Origin of the sequence: Leeuwenhoekiella marinoflava DSM 3653 (assembly GCF_900129005.1) — a bacterium.
Taxonomy (GTDB): domain Bacteria; phylum Bacteroidota; class Bacteroidia; order Flavobacteriales; family Flavobacteriaceae; genus Leeuwenhoekiella; species Leeuwenhoekiella marinoflava.
The window spans coordinates 27302-47311 of sequence record NZ_FQUN01000007.1 but is presented as its reverse complement, the minus strand read 5'-3'; the positions used below and the strand labels follow the sequence as shown (position 1 = coordinate 47311).

The window sequence follows — 20010 nt, the reverse complement described above, 5'->3', positions numbered from 1 at the left end:
CATAAGGTTCTCGTAAAATTTACAGGGAGCGAAACGTCGCAGGCGGTTCTGTTTGAGGGCGATGGGCCGCCCGAGTTAAGCGCATGCAGTGCAGCGAGCATAATTTAAAGAAGCTTATGTAAGTCTAGATTTTCCTGCTCGGCTGTATAGACGGGTTGGTTCGTTTTTTCATCGATGGAAATCACAGATTCACGAAGTCCCGTAAAATAACTGACTCCTGAGTAAAAAATGAACTGAAAGCTTGATATCCTACACTAAGCAATCTTAAGCGAAGTCATAGAAAGCGAACCACCTACAGGTTCGTCGTTAAACAGCTGTACCTCATCATGATCATCTTGTAATGCCAAAGCATAGAGCAAGGGCAGGTAGTGCTCGGGTGTTGGGATCGAAAGATCAAAAGCGGTGCCTTGTTTTTTAAAGTCAATTAAGGTCTGATGGTCGTGGGTTAAAATCGCAGTGTTCATTTTTTCACGAGCTTCAAGTGCCCAATCGTATGCAAACGGAGCATTCAATTTATCCCAGGCCACACGACGCAGGTTATGGATCATATTACCGCTCCCCACAATCAGTACGCCTTTGTTGCGTAAGGCTGCCAGTTCTTTTGCCAAATCATAATGGTATTGTGCCGGTTTTGTATAATCAATACTCATTTGCACCACAGGCACATTGGCCTCAGGATACATATGCCTGATCACACTCCATGAACCGTGATCCAACCCCCATTTATCGTCCAGATGAACAGCTGTACCGGTTACTAATTTTTGGGTTTCTAAAGCCAGTTCCGGACTACCCGGTGCGGGATATTGCACATCAAACAACGCCTGCGGGAAGCCGCCAAAATCGTGTATGGTTTGTGGATGATTCATCGCGGTAATACAAGTTCCGCTGGTTTCCCAGTGTGCCGAAATACAGAGAATCGCCTGAGGGGTTACCAACTCTTGTCCCAGTCTCCTGAATTCGTTTACAAATTCATTCTCCTCTATCGCATTCATAGGACTCCCGTGCCCTAAGAACAAGACCGGCATTTTGTTTGTGTTGGGAAGGTTTTTATTCCACTTTTCAAGATCTTTTAATTGCATACCTCAGCTTGTGAATTGGATTAGAATACCCATTTTTAGACGCAGTGAAAGCTAAAACCTGTCTAGATAAAGCAGAACTATATCACTTACAGGTAAACTTGAAGATATTTACTAACTTATCTCCCTAAAAATGAAAATCATGCGCTACGTTCTAGTTACTTTTTTGTTGTTAATAACACTGATCACAACAGCACAAACAACACCTGCTGATAAAACCTATTCTTTTGAAGCCTGTGTCACCAGCTTTGACTCGGCAAAAGTAGACAGCACTAAAGTGGGCTACCAGTTCTGGTTTGCCGATAAGAATTTTACAGATGGAAGAACGATCAAGATGAGTGTCGTAGAACCCGGCAAGTCTACGCACGCTCCACACCAACATCCACAAGACGAGTTCTTTTTTGTTTTAGAAGGAACAGCTCAATTTTATCTGGATGGTAAGACTGTAGAAGTTGGCCCGTATACCAGTCTGTATTGTCCTTCAAACAGTATGCACGGTATTAGTAATGCAGGAGACACTCCGTTGAAATATCTGGTTATGCAAAAGTATGAACAGTAAAACTTCAGAAGAACTTAGTATATTCAATCTTAATTATCAACTAAAAAAGGCTGCTTGCAGAACACAAACAGCCTTTTAGATATGCTACTCTTTAAGAAGGAACTAAAATCTATACGTGATCTTTCCTCTCAGGTAAAAAGGTGTCCCCGGGGTAAAATGAATTTCTTCAACCGGCGCCGGTTCGTTGAACAAGCGGGTTTCGGTAGCGAACTGCGTTTCGTTCCATGCGGTGTCAAACAGGTTCTCTACAATCACACCTAGCGTCCAATTCTTTAAGGTATAATTCACATTAAAATCAGTTACCAAATAACCTTCCGCAGTAATTGAATTGTCTTCATTAGCCGCACGGTCTCCCAACCATCTGTAGCTCAACGAACCTGAAAATCCCTTTAAATTCTCTACACTCAAACCACCTGCTGAAGTAAACTTAGGCGCTAGTGGAATATAATCTTCTCCGTCAGCTTCTTCGGTACTTCTGGCATGCGTAAAATTGGCATCTCCGTACAGATATAACCAGTTTAGCAACTGATACCGCGCGCCCACTTCAACACCCATTCTTTTGGTCTTTCCGCTAGGTTCTACAATACCGGCATCACCCACATATACAAATTCCTGATCCAGGAAAAGCGTCCATACCGTTGCATTTAAAGCCAGACGATCTATGGGTTTTACAATAGTTCCCAAATCTACACTATAGGCTGCCGGTAAAATTTCTTCTCCCCCGTTTGCCACCACCACACGCGTATCATTAGAATGAAAACCTATACCGGTTTTCAACGAAAGCTGCCAGTTTTGTGCAGGTGAAAAAATCGTATTGAATTTAGGACTGAAAGCCACTTTAGACTCGCTCTTATTATCGTAAGCCTCCGTAAGCTTGTTGTAATAATCAAACTTGAAGTAATCTAAGCGTACAGCCGGATTGAAGATAAACTTCCCGGTCTTGAATTCAGTATTCAAAAAAGCAAATGCATTGAGTTCGTCTACATCTCCAAGCGCAATACGCTCTAATGTCGTCTGGCGGTTGAGCGTGTGCGACAAGCTCATATCATCTACATTGTCGTATCTAAAACCTACTCCCGCCTGATAATCTAAGCTGCTTGATCCCAATGTTACATGCTTACGCTCATACACACTCTGCAAACCTGCAATAAAACGATCTTCTTGCTGCTTGATCTGATCTCCGTTAACCGGATCGTCTAAGAAAAACGTAAAGTTAGAATACAGTTCAAAATCGTACTTAGACACAAAAGCATTGGTTTTTAAAACCCCATGATTCTCCAGATTCTTCAAGTGATTCAAGTTGATATTCGTACGGCTGGTTTGTCCGCCTTCTGTATCATCTATAGCACCAAATCTACCAATCAATCCTTGATCAACGGCACGCTGTGGAATCTGCCCCGAAGCATCCCACTTGCTCTGAAAATGCGAAGCGGTCCATGTGATCTTATCTTTATTGGGATTGGTATAGGTATATTTTCCTAAAACATTGAAGCGGTTGAAGTTTTGTGGACTGTCAAACGGTCCATCGGTCAGGTACATTTCTGAAGCCAGATAAGCCGTGTGATTTTGCGCATCAACCAAATTGAATAATCCCGTTAAACGCGAGGTATTAAACTGTCCCGCTTCCACCGAAATACTGCTTGCATCCAGATGTTCTTTCAAGCGTAAGTCTACATAACCTGCGGTATTAAAGTTCCCCTTATCTGCATAATAAGCCCCTTTTCCGAAGTCAATATTCTCTATCGTTTCCGGAATTACAAAATGTAGATCAGCATAGCCTTGCCCATGCGCGTGCGATACCATATTCACCGGCATCCCATCAACACTGATGGCAACATCCGTACCGTGATCTACGTCAAAGCCGCGCAAAAAGATTTGTTCTGCTTTACCTCCACCAGCGTGTTGCCCGATAAATAAGCCCGGTACTTTACGCAAGATCTCTTGTGATGATTTAACCGGATTCAGTTTAAGATCTACCGCAACCACCGTACTCAAGGTATTTACTTCAGCAGTAAGTACTACCTGATCTAGTGAGGTGCTTGCTTCTTCTAATTCTACGGTTAAGGTTTTTGCAAGTAAGGCTTGATCAACTACCAAATAATGGGTTTTGAAGCCTAAACGGGAAATCACCAGTGAATCTTGAAGCCGTGGCGCCGGAAGCACAAAAGCTCCGTTAGCATCGGTGTGGGTGTGACTTCCTTTTGATAGGTTGTAAATATTGACATTCTGAAGGGCGTGCTTGTCAATATCTGTAATGGTTCCTGTTAAATCCTGAGCGTTTACAGACGCACAGCACAGCAGTAATAGTATAAAAATGTATTTCATAAAAGTGTATAAGAATATTAAATAAAGGTGCTGCTCATCCCTTGATATTAAAAAGGTTTAACGCTGATAAGCAGATTAAAAAACAGCACGCAACAGGTCACTTTTACCAATAGCAAAAGCGAACTACTAAAAAATTAAATAAAGATATTCTTAAACCTCAGGAGGAGGCACAGGGTCTCTCAGGGCAAATTGCCGGTGGAATTGCATTCTTAAATCATAAGAAGTTTTAGTGGTTATCTGATGCGTAACTATGTCTTCTGAAAAGCGATCAACCTGAAGATGCTTATCCATTTTAAATGGCTTAGGGTGTGGTTTCTCATTTTTGAGATCGTCTTCAAAAGGTTCTAACACCTGCTTGATGTATTCTAACGTACGGTGATCGTGACCGGCTTCAGCTCGTAGTTCTTCTGCAGCTATAAAATGGTGATCGTGTGCTTTTGCGGCGATATGATTCCATTCGTGATCCAATTCATGAGCCCATTGCAATGCGGCTTGTTGCACAGGAGCCATTATGTAAATCAATGCCAAAGCAGCGATAAAACCTGCTACCAGAATTGATTTAATACGGGTGAGCTTCATGAAGGTGTTCTTGTAAGCAACAAAGCTAAGGACAGCTTTTAAAATAGTTTAAGGTTTTTATACTATTTTTTAAAACTGCCTATGTGCCATAAAATCCCCGACGGGTCATGTACAAAAAACTCTGATCCCCAGTCGTTATAAACTAGTTCTGACACCCGAACACCTGCATATTTTTGAGGCAGCTCTAGACTTTTGATATGTGCTAAATGTGTTTCAAGATCCTCTACCTCGAGAAACAACATCGTATTATCTACCCAGTCTTTGACATAGGCATCTTGAAGATAAAAGCCAAAATCTCCCAGTTTAAACAAAGCTATTTTAGGCGGAAGCAAGACTTCTTCAAAACCCATATCCCGATAAAAAGACCTGGACAAGTCAAAGTCTTTTGCCCCAATGAACGGGCGGATGGATTTAAGGTTGTGTTGCATTTATAAATTTAGTTTAGTTGTTGCGGCTATATACGTTCGGCTTTTAAAACTTCATTTTTATATTCAATTCTAAATGTTGCCCTTTCAACCTTTGCGAGTAAGCTAAAATCTGATGAATACGCTTTATCCTGAGTAGGAAACCAATTTTTGAGGTTTTTGTCAATACATATAATCAGGCCATTTTCGGTTCCTATCGCACAAAAGCGTTCAAAATTCCCGTCATAAACCTCCATATTTGTAATCTTATTGAGCAGTTCAAATTCCTTTTTAATATTAGTTGTAGGTAAACCTATTTCTGATAGCTCTAGCAACAAGTTTTGGTCAAATACTTCATCTGCGTCATTCTTCAGATTATTGCGGGCAATAAACTCGACAATATTTTGATCTGCATCGTAAAAATAAATAGCCTTTGCGTTCCAGTTCTTAAACTCCTGAATGCTGTTACTATCATTTTTGAGAATATCAACCCGTTCTTTAAGCCAGCTAAGGGCTTCTTTTTCTTTATTTGCAGGAATAGTAATCGCAAAGTGATACGGTGTGGCTGCATCGCGATATTCGAATTTTAAAACAGATTTTCCTACTTTAAAAGAAACTGCATTGCCGGATTCTGCTATAATTTCTAGCCTCAAAATTTCCGTATAAAAGAGCTTTTGATCGGTAAGATTTGCGGTATGTATTTTCAGTTCTTCCAGCTGCACGGAGAGTTTAATTTAAACGCAAGATGTAAACCTGCCTATTATTTATTGCAAGTTATTTTTTTATAAAATACTCGGCTTTAAAAATGGATTGAACCCGCTTAGTGCTCTAACTTCTCAATCACCCGCTCCGGATAATCGGTGATGATGCCATCAACCTTTAGTTTGATAACCGCCTCTATATCTTCTGGATTATTCACCGTCCACGGAATGATTTGCAGTCCGTCTTTTCTAATTCTGGAAACCTCAGTTGAATCGAGTAATTTATAATACGGACTGTAAATCTCTGGTTTAAATGTGAGGTTCTTTTTATTTTCAGCATAGGTGTTTTCACCTACTAAATACGCCAGTTCAATGTCTGAATACTTCTGATGCATCACCTCTAAAATTGCTGGATCAAAGGACTGCACATTGACATGCTCTTGCATATTCTTGTCTTGTATTATCTGCATCACCAGATCTACAAATGCTTCAGGCTTCGGTTGAAAGATATCGTACTCCTCTTCTACTGACTTGATCTCGATGTTGAATTTCACCGGCTTTAAGACTTCCTTATTTATAGTTGCTGCAACCGTATCAAAAACCTCACTTAATAAAGGTTTATACGTCTTCATCTTCTGTTGCTCCGGAAAGCGTACATTCCCCTTAGAACCTCCGTCAAATTGTTTGATTTCGGCGTAGTTCATTTTGTACAAATTGTACTTCTTTTCTTCTTCGTTAGGAATAGAATCACCTTCAGGAGTCAGCATATACAAAGGCAACATGTAGGGTTCGTGACTTACCACGACTTGCTTATCTTTTGAAATCACCACATCCAGTTCTAACACGTCTACTCCTTTACGCAACGCCCCTAAAAACGCCGGTATCGAATTTTCAGGCAGATTGCCGCGTTCCCCGCGATGCCCTTGGACTTGAATAGTTACTTGTTCTTCTTTAACTGGCATAGGCTCTTTTTCTTCTGTTTTTGATTTGCAAGCATTAAGTGTAAATACTGCTATTGCTAATCCTAAAAGTACGTTTTTCATAAGCTCTAATTTAATGGATAGTCATGTTTTAATGTGAATACTTTATAAAAAAAGGACCCACCCGAGATTATTGATGAAGGTGGGCAGGCCCTCGAAACAAGCATTCTTAATACTATTCTAAACGGTATTTTGTTGAACCGGTATGCGTTTTACCATACTGATCAGTCGCGCGTATTTCTACCGTATGGCTTCCTTTTTTTAATTTAGCAGGAATGCTTCCACGCCATAAATGAGTACTTACAACAGGATTGCTCGAGCGTCTCCCCGGCATTAATTCTTCGGTCGTATCCCACTCATAAACCATAAGTTCGTAAGAAGGATCTTGTTCCTGAACATATTGCATGGGTTTCCACTCCCCATTATCTATTCGATACTCAACCGTATCGCCTTCCCGCCCCATAAAGAAGTTCGCATAAATACCTGCCTTTGTATTTCTGCCCTGAGCCACAACTTTAGGTGCAAAAACCTCCATTTGGAAATCGTTGGGTTTACCCGCTACTTTATAATCTACTTCATAACTATTACCTTTAAAATGAATAAACGCGTAGCCCTTAGGTGTACCGTCACGCATCGTAGAAACCGGAATACCACTTTCATTCAATTTACCGGAATACCAGTCTCCTGATGTTGTACCTACATTATACTCGTGATGGGGCTTGTCGCCTAACCAGCCCTCATCTTTACCGAAAAAGTCCTGACGTTGAATGTGTGTATGCGCAGATAAAGACAGTGTATTTTCAAAAGGCTGAAGTGCTTTAAACAAGCGCTCCCGGTCTGCATCTCTAAAAGGGTCTCCTTCCGGCTCGCTTAACGGAATATGAAAAGCCAAAACAATAAGATGATCCTTGGGAACCAATTTTAAATCGTTTTCTACAAAACGCAACTGATCATCGCGAAAACCGCCCCAATAGCCTTTACCGTCACGCGGATCCGGATACAAAATATCATCTAAAACAATCACATGAACTTTACCGTAATTGAATGCATAATTAGCCGGGCCAAAATGAGCCTCATAGGTTTCATCAGAGAATGCATCGCTCTCGGCATCAAAGTTCATATCGTGATTCCCCATCAGGTTAAACCACGGTAAGCCTACATCAGCTATTGCATCAATATACGGATTAAAAAGGTCTAAATCATTACCCACGAGATCGCCAAGACTCAATCCAAAAGCAACATCTTGAATACCTGCTACCTCAGCTACTACACCTTTAGCAAAAAAATCTACTTCCTCCTGCGTATAGGGTTGCGGATCTCCAAAAATCAAAGCAGTAAATTCTTCAGCTTCTGTTGAAGATAGCAATGCAAAGTCTACAGATTTTGGAAGTTTTCCGGTAGGTGAGATACCTTTAAATTTTGATTCCGGGGATCCTTCAGGTCTGTAACTGTAATAAAATTGTGGTAAGTTTTTATCATTTACCGGAAGCTTATATCCTGAAGGCTTAATAACAGCGAGTGTTTGACCATCAACAAGTGGAAGTTTGTAATTTCCTTTACTATCGGTAAGCACCACATCTTCTCCATTAGTTATGGCGACCTGAGCAATACCTTTTTCATTACGGTCTTTTTTTCCGTTTGCATTCGCATCTTCAAAAACAATCCCTTTCGCCTGCTCTTGAGCACTTAGACTCATCGTAAGCATACAACCCAAAGCAGCTACTTTTAAATTTCTCATCTTAAATTAGGTTTAATTCAATTCGTTATCCCACCAGACTTTGGTGTTGATATTATCTGGGCCTCCCAGTAAATCTAATGCTTGTTTATAATTTGCCTGATTGCTTATTTGAACATCTGACGGATAGAAAAAACGAGAAGGCATACGTGCATCATTAAGCATGGCCTCTGTACGAGGTAATTCTGGTAAACCCGTTCTGCGATACTCAAACCACTGCTGATAGTCTACAAAATAAAGCGCATAATATTTTTGCAATAGAATTTGCGCTAAGCTCCCATCATAGGCAGCCGCAGCGTTTTCAAAATAATCTGGTGTAATCTCTGCTTCAAGCTGCTCTATTGCTGCAGTTACACCTGCTTCATAATGCTGTTTTGCATCACTTATAAAACCGCGCTGGGCCATTTCTGCTTTAATAAATTCTACCTCAGCATACGTAAGTAAAAAAATCTGCATTGGGTTTTCTACCTGCTGGCGGTTTAAAGAGCTTGCATTGTATTCAAACTGAGATTCGGATCCAGTGTACGCACTAGGGATGCCTTTGTAACCAATGGAAACATTGTTTAAATCTTGCGCCATAGTCTGGATTACAGGCCTTCTGGGATCTTCCATTTCGTTTAAATTATCTATAAAGAAAGAAGCCATCTTTGAACCCAATGGAAAATCCTGTGGACGTCCCCATGGAGAAATATTAGGAGTCACCCCAGTCACTTGCAAAATTGCAGACTCCGTCGTACTTTCAAATACAGGATAAGTTTCCGGTGCATTAATCATAGCTGTCAACTTCTGAAACGCATTCGTCTCATTACGGTTGGAAATTCGGAGTAACAAACGCATATGCAGGGAGTTTGTAAACTTTTGCCACAAGGCAGGCTCATTATGAAAAAGGATATCATCTGCATATATCATATCTAAACCAGAGTCATATAGTGTATTTGCACGTTCTAAGTCTGCTAGAATAGTCTCATAAATTACTTGTTGACTATCAAAAGTGGGATAAAAATTACCTGCTTCACCATTCACAGCTTCAGTCATAGGTACGGGGCCGAAAAGATCGGTAAGATTAGAATAGCACCAAGCTTTAAGTGTCAACGCTATCGCTTGATAGTTAGGATCTTCAGCTTCTATTGAAGCCAATTCCATCTCTTTTATATTATTGAGCCATTTGTAATAATTATACCAGGATGAGTTCCCTATATTCTGACTTACGTCATACCGGTGCAAACCTCCTGAAACGCTTGGAAACGGTAATGTAACTTGCATCAAATCAAAAGTAATAGCATGTGCGCGACCCGCATTATGACTAGACAGACCGTAAATTATGGGATTGATTAAAGTACCCGGACTAATTGCTGCAATGCGGTTAGGATCTTCATTAACTTCTTCAAAATTTGCGGTACAAGCAGTTAAAAGTATCAGGAAGCTCAGACCGGTAATGAGTGTTTTTATTTTTTTCATCTTAGTGAATTATAAATTTACTTTTAGATTAAAACCATAGGTTGCAGGAGAAGGCATTTGCCCCATTTCAATACCGGGAAGAATAGTATCTCCATTTAAAGCGGCAGTTTCAGGATCATAAATAGGAAAGTCTGAAACGGTTGCCAGATTTCTTCCAAACACAGATACATTAAGAGCAGTGATACCACTGTTACCCAACAATCTTTTTGGAAAAGCATATTGCAGACTTACCTCTCGAAGCTTTAAGAATGAAGCATCAAAAGAGTTTGATTCTACATTGGCTCTACGATAATAACGATTATACCAGTCTGGAGTTATTGCTTCTGTAGTGTTAGGGCTGTAAGTCCCGTCATCATTCAGTACAACTCCATCACCTACGATAACACCTTCTTCACGCCCCATAAAGGTCGAACGTAATTTTCCCTGCTGCGTTAATTTGTGATGTGATTGCGAATAGATGATTCCACCATATTGACCATCTAACATCACATTTAAAGTCACCGGTCCCAGTTTAAAACTGTTATACAAACCAGCTTTCCAGTCTGGGCTGGCATCACCTATATATTGAATTTCATCGGGGTAGGCCGGTAAGCCGCCATTGTCGTAAACTATTTCACCTTCTGGAGAACGCACAAAACCATAACCGTATATCGCCGTGGTGGTACCTCCTACTTTTGCGAGCAAAGTTGCATTACCTCCTGAACCTATTTCCTGCTGACCGTCAATCCCGTCTGCCAGTTCCATTACTTTATTCCAGTTGCGGGAGAACGTTAAGGTACTACTCCACTTGAACTTTGGAGCCTCAATAATTTTTCCGGTTAGCGTTAATTCCACTCCACGATTGCGTACCTCGCCCGAGTTTAAAACTCCAGAACTAAATCCCGTGGTGATATCTAAAGGCACTGAAATAATCTGATTTTTGGTCAGTGTTTCATAAACGGTTGCATCAAGAATCAATCTGCTTTTTAATAAGCGTGCTTCAATACCAGTCTCATAACTGGTTGTGATTTCCGGCTTAAAGTTCCCATTATAAAGTGTCAACGGAACAGTTGCTGAACTTGGAAAAGCATTCTGACTGTAATATTTACTGGTTTTGTAAGGAGCGGTATCATTACCTACTTCGGCAAACGAAAAACGATATTTTAAATAATCTACCGTTTTAGGAAGCTGAAAAATTTCGGAAAGAATAACGCTGGCATTCGCTGAAGGATAAAAGAATGAGTTATTAACCTTAGGTAAAGTGCTAGACCAGTCGTTTCTACCAGTCAAATCTAAAAACAATTTGTTTTCCAAAGAAAGTGAAACCAGCCCGTATAAACTGTTTACTTTTTTATTACGATCATAAGTAGCTACAATTGGATTATTCACACCATTTGCAAGTTTATAAACCTCTGGCACCACAAGACCATTTACCGAAGCATCTGTTCTTCGGTATTTATAATCCATTGCATTACCTCCTACTGAAGCATTAAGTCCTATTTTACTGTTTAACTGACTTTTATAGTTTAACAAAAAGTCTGTATTTACCTCTTGTTTCCAGATATCCTGAGCTTCATAATACCCCTGTGCGTATCTGTTTATACTATACGGGCGTTTTTGCTCCCGGTCTTGATTGTAGGTATTGAGCGATGCGCGCAACATCAAATCGAGATTAGGAGCCAAGTCTATATTGGTAAATACATTCCCTACGATCTGACTGCTGGCAAGTGGATTTGTTGCTTCATAAGCAATTAAAAAAGGATTATCTATATACGAACTAAAAGGTCTTAATTGATCTATTTGATTCTGACCATCTTTCCAGATAGGGCGCAACCAATCGAGATTAACATTAGGATTTTGAAAAATCATAAAGTAAGCGATAGAACCGTTATTGTAGCCGGTACTCGGCAGGTTATCACTGCTGCGGTTGTTGTAATTTACTACCGAGCCTATTTTGATATGCTCAGAAATCTGATAATTAGAATTTATCGACGCAGTAATACGTTCGTAACCGGTATTTGGCATAATCCATTCATTTTTAGAATGCCCTACCGAGAGACGCATCGATCCCTTATCACTACCTCCTTGCAGTGATAAGTTATTAGTAAATGTCACACCGGTACGCCAAAAATCTTTACGGTTATCTTTGTATGCTCTCCAAGGCTGGCGCTCTAACGATTGTCCTTCTATAGTAGGATCGTATTGAAAGTACTCCTGACCATCAAAACGCGGGCCCCATGCACTACTGGTACTTCCCGTATTATTACCGTCCTCAGATCCTCCATATGAGTAATACGGATCACCATCTTCATTAAAACTTTTTCCGGTACCCTGCCCGTATTCGTATTGCCAATCTGGCCAACGCTGAATAACATCAAGGTTAACACTTGACGTGTAGGTAAGTCCAAGGCCTGTGGTTTTTTTACCAGATTTTGTAGTAATGATTAAAGCTCCATTAGCAGCACGACTTCCATAAAGGGCCGTTGCCCCAGGGCCTTTTAATACGGTAACACTTTCGATATCATCTAGATTGAGATCAGAAATAGAATTCCCGTAGTCTATTGGAGAATCTTCACCAATATAACTTGCTGAAGAACCTGAAGTGGTCATTTCATTATTTACCGGTACGCCGTCAACCACGATAAGTGCATTGTTTCCGTTAGGATTTAAGGAGTTATTTCCGCGCAGCGTAATTTGCTGAGAATTTAACGGGCCAGAACCTGAAGACACAATGTTTAATCCTGCTACTTTTCCTTTTAATCCGGAAGACCAGTTTAATGGCACAGCCTGTGCAAGATTGTCAGATTGAATGGTCGCTTGGGAGAAACCCAAACGCTTCTCTTCGCGCTTAATCCCTAAAGCTGTTACTACCACTTCATTGAGTGCATTTACATTTTCTTGTAAAACAATGGTGATGTTAATTCCCAGATTTGCAGCCACGGTTTGTGTTTCAAAACCTACAAAAGACACTTCTAATGTGGCATTAGTCCCTACAGAAAGGTTAAAAACTCCATCAAAATCGGTGGTAACTCCGTTATTGGAACCCTGCTCCATCACTGTAGCTCCGGGCAATGGCACGCCTTCCTTATCGGTAACGACTCCAGAAACCTGTTGCTGCGCTGCACTTTTAACCACGGTAATGGTATTGTTGATTTGTGTAAAGGAAAGTCCTGTTTGTGCAGTAATCTGTTTTAAAGCCGCACTAAGTCTTGTCTCATTTACTACGAGTGTTACCGATGCTGCATTTTTAAGAAGTGTGCTGTCAAAGACAAAGGTAAAATCGGTTTGTTCTTCAAGGGCAGCAAAAACCTCTTTAAGCGGTGCGTCTTGAAGACGTGTGGTAACAAAAACCTCTTCTGAGGATTGATGCCGTGTTGTAGCGCTTGCAGCGGTACTTATAAAAAGCAGCAAAACCGCTAAAAAGTTTAATTTTCGAAAGTGAAACTTTCTCAAAATTTGTAGTTTAGTTTTCATTTTAATAATGGCTATGATTATGGATTTGTAGTCTTATTTAAATTCGGCCCATTGCTGTTACAGCAGCGATGGGTTTTTTAATGGATTTTAGTGTTTTTTTCGGATAACAAAGTGTTTTTGAGTTAAGGTGTCTATTTTAAGATTATTGATGAGCGCAATACTCTGCAGTACCGTCTCTAGTGGTTCTTCTTTAAATTTTCCGGTGATTCTGAGTCCTTCAATTGACGTGTCTTCAAACTCAATTTTCACATCGTACCAGTTTTCTAATATGCCTGCAGTTTTTATTAAGGTTGTATTATTTAGCGCGATGATATTTTTAGTCCAAGCCATCTGATCTTCACTGTTTACCTCTGCCTGAACAGAAGCATCTAAAGCATTAAAAAGCACTTGCTGATTTTTGGTCAAATAAACCTTTTCATCTGTTTTTGTATGATGTACCGCTACTTTACCGCTGTTTACGCTTACGGTCACTTCATCTGCTTCATAAGAATTGATATTAAAAGTGGTGCCCAGTACCTGAGTTTGTACTAGACCCGTAGTGATGGTAAACGGATGTAGCGTATCGCGGTGTACTTCAAAATACGCTTCCCCTTGTAGCTCTATCCGGCGGTTTTGCGTAAAATCTTCAGAGTATATTACTTTAGAATTCGCATTTAAAATGATGCTAGAACCATCGGCAAGGGCAAGAGTGCGCTTTTCCCCCTTTCCTGTTTGTTCCGTGATTAACTGCGTTCCGAATACATAAGTACTCAACGAAGCGATACTCAAGAGTCCTATAAAAATGGCCGCATACGTTAACAGGCGTTTATAATTCAGCCCGGTTTTTGACTCTGTTTTTATTTTGGCTTCAATACCTTTTAGAATACGCAACCGGTTTTGGTCACTAGGGTTTGCCTTTAGGTCTATTTGCTGAAGTTTGTCAACAAAGGTATGCAGTACGTCTTGTTCTTCTTTTGTAGCAGTGCCCAGACGTTGTTTTTCAGCTAATGCCAGGAGTTCTTCTTGAGTCAAAATATCTTGCTTTTACAAGTAAGTCTCCTTTTGTCTCCTACACACGTAGTATTAAAATCGCATTTAATAATTTGTTTAAATACGTTTTTATCTGTTTACATTATTGAAACATTAAGGTAATAATGAGCGAGAGCTCTCGCACAGGAAGGTTTGATTTTAAATGCTTTAGCGCATCGCTAATATGTTTCTCAACTGTGCGGATGGAAATATTGAGTTTTTCTGCGATTTCTGCATTAGAGACTTCTTCAAATCTGCTGAGCATAAAAACAGTTCTGCACTTGGGCGGAAGTCTATCAATCTCCCGGTGCACCAAAGTTTCAAAATCATTATAATCAAGATTCGTTTCGGCGCGCGAAGGCATTGCGATCTCATCGAGAATATCCTGATGGTCTTGTGTAAATTTTAAATCTCGCAGGTGCGTAAACACTTTATATTTTACCGCTCTAAACAAATAGCCTTCGAGGTTTATGATCGTTGTATTCTCTAGTTTTTCCCAAAGACTTACAAAAACTTCCTGCACGATATCTTCACAAATAGTATCATCTGCATAGATCTGGTAAGCATAGCTAAAAAGGCGTTTCCAGTAGCATTCAAAAACACGGTCAAAACCCTTTTTTGGGTTTTCGCGAAGCAGCTGCTGCAACTCCTGATCACTGTATTGTAAAATTTGCCTTTGCATCTGGTATGTGCTTGTGACAAAAAAAGTAAAAAACGAGAATACATAATAGCCTTGCATTTTATCATTGGGTTAAGAATTGATCTTCCCCAGATGATCTACATATTCTATTATCTGCATAGTTTTTACTAATTATAAGAAGAACTAGTCAAGCTCAACCTCCAGAATATTTGCTGTACCGCCGTGCGCTTCGTTAGAAATAAAGAGGCGCCCATCTGGACTAAAGGTTATTCCTTCAGGCTGCGCAAAATCATCGTCATCAAGTTCATAGACCTTTTTTATAACTCCAGAAACATCTAAAATCATCATTTTTGGATTTACGTCTTCAAGTATATAGATTTCAATGGTTTGTGGATGTATCGCCAGGTCTGAGGGTCTAAACGTGCGCTTGTTTTTTCTTTTTAAAATCTGCGAAATTATATACCGAAAACAAAACGGTAAATACTAGTATACTTAGAATATTTTATAAAATGCATGTCTATCTTTTAATTGATCATTCCAGCTAAAGCAATACTCGAAAAAGCACTGCTGGTACAATGTTCACCTTCTTAATTCTCTTAAAAGGGTGCAAATGTTATAATTAACCCATAATCACCAACCTATTGATTTTCAATACTAAAAATACGTATTTCTTAAAAATTGAAAAGAAGCCACTAGGTAAAGCGTTTAGGCTTAAAGTGTTTCTTAATTTTGCAGCTTCAAACTCAGTTTTAATCTAAACCCAAAACGTTGAAGAGTCTCGTTCAGTTTTTAAGATCTAATTTCAGAACGGTTAGTTTTGGATGGGCGCTCACCTTTCTTTCCAGTTTTGGGCAGACCTTTTTGATCTCGCTTTATGTACCCGAGCTCGTAAAAACCTTTGCTATTTCTGAAGGAACTTTTGGAAGCATTTACGCGTTGGGTACTGTGATCGCTTCAGTTATACTTATTGCAGTTGGGCATACGATAGATCATAAACCGGTTAAAACAGTGGTTCTGCTCAATTTTACAGGCTTGATTCTTTCATGTTTGATCTTGAGTTTTTCACCGTATCACATCGGCTTACTAATTCTGGCGATGATCGGTTTGCGGCTTACCGGTCAGGGTATGATGAGTCACATCAGTCAGACAGTCATGTCACGCTATTATGGTACAAATCGCGGTAAAGCACTCAGCGTTGCTGCTCTGGGATTCCCTATGGGAGAAGCTATTTTCCCCATTTGCATTACAACGATTATCATTGCTTTTGGGTTTGAAATTGCAGCACAGGCCAGTGCAGCCTTCCTGATCGTCTGTCTGATTGTTTTTTCTTTTAGAAATCTCAGCTATTTTGATGAAGAGTCGCAGGTAGCTAAAAAACCGAGTTTTAAAACCCTTGCTAAAGATTTTGGCGGTATTATAAAAGACAAGCGCTTTTCTGTTTTGATGCCTTCTACCTTTATGCTGAGTTTTACTTCTACCGCCGTGTTTTTATACCAATATACTTTTGTTGAAGAAAAGGGTTGGTCTGTGTCGCTTTACGCAGCATTTTTTACAGGCTATGCGGTAACTCGTTTTATTATGTCTGTCATTGGCGGACTTTGGGTTGATAAATTTACCGCAAAAAAACTGTATCGGTTTTTCTTGATTCCACAAGCTTTAGGACTTTTACCTTTTGCTTTTATGGACAGCATTTTAGGCGCTCTTATATTCCTTATTATGACCGGCATAAGCACAGGTGTTGCCGGTACAGTAAAATCTGCAGTCTTAGCTGAAGTGTATGGTACTGCAAAACTAGGAGCGGTAAACAGTTTGTTTTCTATGGGAATGATTTTGAGTACTGCGCTTGCGCCTTTGCTTATAGGTTTTTTAATTGATCAAGGTGTTGCTTTCCCATATTTGATGCTCACGTTATTTGGTCTGCTGCTCATCGCTATTTTAAATTCACAACGCCTGAGTACTATTCCCGCTATTGAAGAAAAAACCGTTTAACGGTATCTATTCTAAGAATTGCTTGTTAGTATGCACTTAAAGTTTAAAAAACTTGTTTAGCTTTTAATACTTTTGCAATACCTAAGCCGCGATTTACTTTACATTACTTTTAGTTAATTACTATTGCAACCGTTGTCGTAAAATACACACAGACACATGTCTTTACATTTTATATTAAGAAGTGCTCTTTGCCTGATCCTATTTTTTGCTACAAGCTCATCCAGTGCGCAAAATTTTTTTCCGCCTGTGACAAATTACAGTAGTAATATGTATAATGCGGCGAGTCAAAACTGGGGGTTGAGTAGTGATGTGGATGGCGTTTTATATGCTGCCAACAATGAGGGCTTATTGCGCTTTGATGGTCAACGTTGGGAAGTTTTCACCTTACCCAATCAAACTATTGTACGCTCAGTTTACTGTCTAGGTAATCGTATATATACCGGCTCTTATGAAGAATTTGGGTATTGGACTAAAACACGACTGGGTGATTTGCGCTACACTTCACTCACACATCTTATTGATACCACCTTTCAAAATGAAGAATTCTGGCAAATAACTTCAGTAGGTAATACCGTGTATTTTAGATCATTTGGTAAGATATACCGTTATGAAGAAAATACTATAAAAGCGTTTCAGCCTGACTTTATAATTACCACAATGGGGCTCTATCAGAATCAGCTATATTTAGGTTCTAATGATGGAAAAGTTTATAGTTTCAATAAAGAAAATTTTAGCGCCGTAACAGATAACACACATAACAACAGTTCAATTATTGAACTGGCATCTACTAACGGCCAACTACTTGCAGGAACCCGAAGAAAAGGAATCTTTAGTTTTGAAGATGGATACTTGAATGCTTGGGGAAGCCCAGCTCTTAATCAGTTTTTAGCGACTAATGAGTTGAATAAAATTCAGCCGATTTCTGAAGATCTTCTAGTAATTGGCACCGTTAAAGGCGGAATACTTTACTACAATCCCAAGACCCAGAACTTTAAAAATCATTTTAGACAAAATGGTTTACAAAACAATACGGTTTTGTCCTTGCATAAAGCCGGAGATAAAATATGGATAGGTCTTGATAATGGCATAGATGCAGTAATACCAGATGCTCCTATTCAATATTTTTTAGATAATAGTGGCCAACTAGGTGCAGTTTATGATATTGTTTTCTTTAACAACAACTACTATGTGGGCAGCAACACCGGTGTACATAGAATCACAGATGACGGACTATTCTTCATTCCCGGCTCTCAAGGGCAGGTGTGGAGTTTTACCACAATAGGAGAAGAATTGTTTGTAAATCACAATCTGGGACTCTTTCAACTCGATAAGGATACGCTCAGTTTAGTTTCCGGAGTATCCGGAAGTTACAACCTCACTCAAATTCCTCAAACAAATACGTATCTAAACAGCACTTACAATGGCCTACGCCAATATGAATTCATCAATAACACCCTTATAAACGAACCATTATTTGAAGCTGGTGGTGCACCTGTAGAACATGTTATTTTTGAAGATAAAAATCATTTGTGGGCAGCTCATCCATATAAAGGATTCTATTTTGCAGATCTTGACCTTTCTGAAACCAAACTTACCAACAAACAGCAGTACGCCAAGCATCCTCAGTTGAATGCATATAAAACAACTATACATCATATTGCCGGTGAAACCGCTTTTTACAATGCAGGAAACTGGTACCGTTACAACCGTATTAGCAAAGACCTGGAAGCTTTTGAAGATTTGAAGGATTATACTTCATACGCCCTTTTAAGCCAACAGGAAGATGCATACTGGTTTAAAAACCGAAATGATAATGGATTAATCTATACTAATTTTAGCAAAGACAGCCTTTTTATTTACGAGCCGGTATTAGAAAGTCGTTCTATTAAAAACTACGAGAACATCATTAAACGAAACGATAGCCTCTATCTCATTACGCTTAATGAAGGTTTTGGACAACTCAACCTAGCACAACTCAATAAAGACAATCACAACGGAAAACTACAACAGCCTCTGTTGAGTAGGCTTAGCACAGCGAGTAAAAGGCTTGATATCTCTGCTTCTATTTATGAGATTTCATTTAAAGAGTCCTCCAAAATTAACTTTGACATCGCTGCCCCTGCATTACACAAACCTAACTTTTACTATATACTTTCTAATGGTTCTGAAGGGCACTTTGACGGAAATTTAAGTTTTCAAAATTTACAGGCAGGAAGCTATAAACTACAGATTTGGCCTTTGATAAATGGAACGAGAGGCAACACCCCTTTAGTATTGCAGTTTATCATCAGCAGACCCTGGTATCTATCAAATCTGATGATTGTAATTTACATTCTGTTGCTTTTTGGCATCATATTTCTGATTGCGTGGATCAATAAGAAAAAACTAAACAAACACCGTAAAGAGCTTGAACAACGCTTAATAAAAGAACAAGAACATAAAAACCAACTTGCTGAGCGCAATAACTTATTAGAAGAGATTAACACAAAGCGTAAAGAGCTCGCTAATACAACCTATATGGCTGCGAAACGTAACAGCAGTTTAATAGATATAAAAAATCAGCTAGATGATGTAAAAGATAAAGGGGGAAATCCTAAAAAGGTAGCCAGCATTCAAAATAAAATCAATCACATCATTGATGCTAAAGATAACTGGAAGGTCTTTGAAACTACATTTAAAGAAATCAACAATGATTTCTTCCAAAAATTATTAGCAAATCATCCTGATTTAAGTTCGAAAGATTTGAAGTTATGTGCCTACTTAAAAATGAATTTAAGCACAAAAGAAATCGCTCCTCTTATGGCAATTTCTGTTCGTGGAGTAGAAATTCATCGGTACCGATTACGCAAAAAATTAGACCTAAGCAGCGGTAAGAATTTATCAAAATACCTCATCAAAAATTATTAAATCCTCATACTTCAACGTCTATTTTAACGCTTTAATACTTTCTCATTACTACATCAAAGGCTTTAACGAAAACGTTATAATATATTTTTAACAAAAGTAAAAGTTTGTTTATCAGTGTTTTAATATTTTTTAACAATCTGATGTATTTTTTATGTACCTCTATTAACTAAATCCTCTGCTATATTGACCCCGAAAA

General features: G+C 39.3%; 15 protein-coding genes. 3 read left to right on the top strand and 12 right to left on the bottom strand.

Annotated features, from left to right (window positions below):
• Window positions 1–254: 254 nt before the first annotated feature.
• Window positions 255–1079: a 4,5-DOPA-extradiol-dioxygenase gene (ygiD, locus tag BUB91_RS06315; protein ID WP_073098368.1), complete on the bottom strand. Its 825-nt coding sequence runs from the start codon at window positions 1077–1079 to the stop codon at window positions 255–257.
• A gap of 139 nt (window positions 1080–1218) precedes the next feature.
• Between ygiD and BUB91_RS06310 the strand changes: the two genes are divergently transcribed.
• Window positions 1219–1635, top strand: coding sequence for a cupin domain-containing protein (locus tag BUB91_RS06310; protein ID WP_073098366.1), 417 nt, complete (start codon window positions 1219–1221; stop codon window positions 1633–1635).
• Between the two features lie 102 nt (window positions 1636–1737).
• On the opposite strand, the gene BUB91_RS06305 is transcribed toward BUB91_RS06310, so the two are convergent.
• The 11 genes from BUB91_RS06305 to BUB91_RS20950 all read right to left on the bottom strand — a co-directional run bounded on the left by BUB91_RS06305 (window position 1738) and on the right by BUB91_RS20950 (window position 15266).
• Entirely contained in the window at window positions 1738–3960 is a 2223-nt protein-coding gene (locus BUB91_RS06305; RefSeq protein WP_073098364.1) for a TonB-dependent receptor, read from the bottom strand.
• A 150-nt stretch (window positions 3961–4110) separates the two neighbouring features.
• Window positions 4111–4539: a hypothetical protein gene (locus tag BUB91_RS06300; protein ID WP_073098362.1), complete on the bottom strand. Its 429-nt coding sequence runs from the start codon at window positions 4537–4539 to the stop codon at window positions 4111–4113.
• A gap of 62 nt (window positions 4540–4601) precedes the next feature.
• Entirely contained in the window at window positions 4602–4967 is a 366-nt protein-coding gene (locus BUB91_RS06295) for a VOC family protein (RefSeq protein ID WP_073098360.1), read from the bottom strand.
• 26 nt (window positions 4968–4993) lie between these two features.
• Entirely contained in the window at window positions 4994–5665 is a 672-nt protein-coding gene (locus tag BUB91_RS06290; protein ID WP_073098358.1) for a VOC family protein, read from the bottom strand.
• Between the two features lie 98 nt (window positions 5666–5763).
• Window positions 5764–6687: a glycerophosphodiester phosphodiesterase family protein gene (locus tag BUB91_RS06285; protein ID WP_083557862.1), complete on the bottom strand. Its 924-nt coding sequence runs from the start codon at window positions 6685–6687 to the stop codon at window positions 5764–5766.
• A 112-nt stretch (window positions 6688–6799) separates the two neighbouring features.
• Window positions 6800–8362, bottom strand: coding sequence for a calcineurin-like phosphoesterase C-terminal domain-containing protein (locus BUB91_RS06280; RefSeq protein WP_073098356.1), 1563 nt, complete (start codon window positions 8360–8362; stop codon window positions 6800–6802).
• 12 nt (window positions 8363–8374) lie between these two features.
• Window positions 8375–9817, bottom strand: coding sequence for a SusD/RagB family nutrient-binding outer membrane lipoprotein (locus BUB91_RS06275; RefSeq protein ID WP_073098354.1), 1443 nt, complete (start codon window positions 9815–9817; stop codon window positions 8375–8377).
• A gap of 9 nt (window positions 9818–9826) precedes the next feature.
• On the bottom strand, window positions 9827–13270 hold the full coding sequence (locus BUB91_RS06270) for a SusC/RagA family TonB-linked outer membrane protein (RefSeq protein ID WP_073098353.1): 3444 nt from the start codon (window positions 13268–13270) through the stop codon (window positions 9827–9829).
• Window positions 13271–13357: 87 nt separating this feature from the next.
• Entirely contained in the window at window positions 13358–14281 is a 924-nt protein-coding gene (locus BUB91_RS06265; protein WP_073098351.1) for a FecR family protein, read from the bottom strand.
• A gap of 100 nt (window positions 14282–14381) precedes the next feature.
• Entirely contained in the window at window positions 14382–14960 is a 579-nt protein-coding gene (locus tag BUB91_RS06260; RefSeq protein ID WP_073098590.1) for an RNA polymerase sigma-70 factor, read from the bottom strand.
• Between the two features lie 141 nt (window positions 14961–15101).
• Window positions 15102–15266, bottom strand: a complete 165-nt coding sequence (locus BUB91_RS20950; RefSeq protein WP_175551002.1) for a hypothetical protein — start codon at window positions 15264–15266, stop codon at window positions 15102–15104.
• Between the two features lie 420 nt (window positions 15267–15686).
• Between BUB91_RS20950 and BUB91_RS06250 the strand changes: the two genes are divergently transcribed.
• Both BUB91_RS06250 and BUB91_RS06245 read left to right on the top strand, forming a co-directional pair.
• Window positions 15687–16907 (top strand): MFS transporter, encoded by a 1221-nt coding sequence (locus tag BUB91_RS06250; RefSeq protein ID WP_073098349.1) that lies wholly within the window; start codon window positions 15687–15689, stop codon window positions 16905–16907.
• Between the two features lie 246 nt (window positions 16908–17153).
• Window positions 17154–19814, top strand: a complete 2661-nt coding sequence (locus BUB91_RS06245) for a helix-turn-helix and ligand-binding sensor domain-containing protein (protein WP_128759317.1) — start codon at window positions 17154–17156, stop codon at window positions 19812–19814.
• Window positions 19815–20010: the final 196 nt, after the last annotated feature.

Coding starts and splice junctions, on each gene's coding strand:
- BUB91_RS06300 (WP_073098362.1), bottom strand. CDS start 4,539: ATGAAGCTCACCCGTATTAAATCAATTCTGGTAGCAGGTTTTATCGCT.
- BUB91_RS06295 (WP_073098360.1), bottom strand. CDS start 4,967: ATGCAACACAACCTTAAATCCATCCGCCCGTTCATTGGGGCAAAAGAC.
- BUB91_RS20950 (WP_175551002.1), bottom strand. CDS start 15,266: ATGATGATTTTAGATGTTTCTGGAGTTATAAAAAAGGTCTATGAACTT.
- BUB91_RS06280 (WP_073098356.1), bottom strand. CDS start 8,362: ATGAGAAATTTAAAAGTAGCTGCTTTGGGTTGTATGCTTACGATGAGT.
- BUB91_RS06260 (WP_073098590.1), bottom strand. CDS start 14,960: ATGCAAAGGCAAATTTTACAATACAGTGATCAGGAGTTGCAGCAGCTG.
- BUB91_RS06270 (WP_073098353.1), bottom strand. CDS start 13,270: ATGAAAACTAAACTACAAATTTTGAGAAAGTTTCACTTTCGAAAATTA.
- BUB91_RS06305 (WP_073098364.1), bottom strand. CDS start 3,960: ATGAAATACATTTTTATACTATTACTGCTGTGCTGTGCGTCTGTAAAC.
- BUB91_RS06310 (WP_073098366.1), top strand. CDS start 1,219: ATGCGCTACGTTCTAGTTACTTTTTTGTTGTTAATAACACTGATCACA.
- ygiD (WP_073098368.1), bottom strand. CDS start 1,079: ATGCAATTAAAAGATCTTGAAAAGTGGAATAAAAACCTTCCCAACACA.
- BUB91_RS06285 (WP_083557862.1), bottom strand. CDS start 6,687: ATGAAAAACGTACTTTTAGGATTAGCAATAGCAGTATTTACACTTAAT.
- BUB91_RS06275 (WP_073098354.1), bottom strand. CDS start 9,817: ATGAAAAAAATAAAAACACTCATTACCGGTCTGAGCTTCCTGATACTT.